Below are 1,081 nucleotides of genomic sequence, written 5' to 3'. Positions count from 1 at the left end.
GCCGCGTGGGCGTATCGTTGAAATCTATGGGCCGGAAAGCTCGGGCAAGACGACGCTTGCTCTTCACACGATTGCCGAAGCTCAGAAGAAGGGCGGCATCTGCGCTTTCGTTGATGCCGAACACGCGCTCGATCCGGTCTATGCCCGCAAGCTTGGCGTCGACCTGGAAAATCTGCTGATCTCGCAGCCTGACACCGGTGAGCAGGCACTGGAAATCTGCGACACGCTGGTGCGCTCCGGCGCAATCGACGTTCTGGTCGTCGACTCGGTGGCGGCTTTGACGCCGCGTGCCGAAATCGAAGGCGAGATGGGCGAGTCGCTGCCCGGCCTGCAGGCCCGCCTGATGAGCCAGGCGCTGCGCAAGCTGACCGCATCGATCTCGCGCTCCAACACCATGGTCATCTTCATCAACCAGATCCGTATGAAGATCGGCGTCATGTATGGTTCGCCCGAAACAACGACTGGCGGCAACGCGCTCAAGTTCTATGCTTCGGTCCGCCTCGATATCCGCCGCATTGGCTCGGTCAAGGATCGCGACGAAGTCGTCGGCAACCAGACCCGCGTCAAGGTGGTCAAGAACAAGCTGGCTCCGCCCTTCAAGCAGGTCGAGTTCGACATCATGTATGGCGAAGGCGTTTCCAAGACCGGCGAACTCGTCGATCTCGGGGTCAAGGCTGGCGTGGTCGAGAAGTCCGGTGCCTGGTTCTCCTACAATTCCCAGCGTCTCGGGCAAGGCCGCGAGAACGCCAAGCTGTTCTTGCGCAACAATCCCGAAGCGGCGCGCGAAATCGAACAACTGCTCAGGCAAAATGCCGGTCTGATTGCCGAAAAATTCCTTGAGAACGGTTCGCGTGAGGAAGATAGCGACGACGAAGCCGGCGCGATGTAAGCGCGCTGGCAGCCGGTCGGCCAGGCGCTGACCAGCTTCAACACAGACGATCTGAGCAACCGCCGGCCATTGTGCCGGCGGTTTGCGTTTGTGAAGGTGGTTTTGCTGATCCGGGCGGCGGAATTGCGGGCTTTTGGCCATCCGGTGTTTCTGGACAGGGATAAGGTGGACGGCTAAAAGGCAGTTCCAATT

The 1,081-nt window shown here is 60.0% G+C and carries 1 protein-coding gene; it reads left to right on the top strand.

Going from position 1 to position 1,081, the window contains the following annotated elements:
* The coding region (recA, locus tag AC1DWF_RS32410; protein WP_476842621.1) for a recombinase RecA at nt 1-889 on the top strand (889 nt) is incomplete at its 5' end.
* Between the last annotated feature and the right edge of the window lie 192 nt (nt 890-1,081).

The sequence above is a fragment of the Aminobacter sp. P4_D5 genome, assembly GCF_056401815.1.
Note: the sequence above shows the minus strand (reverse complement) of the source record. Positions and strands in the feature narration are given on the sequence as shown.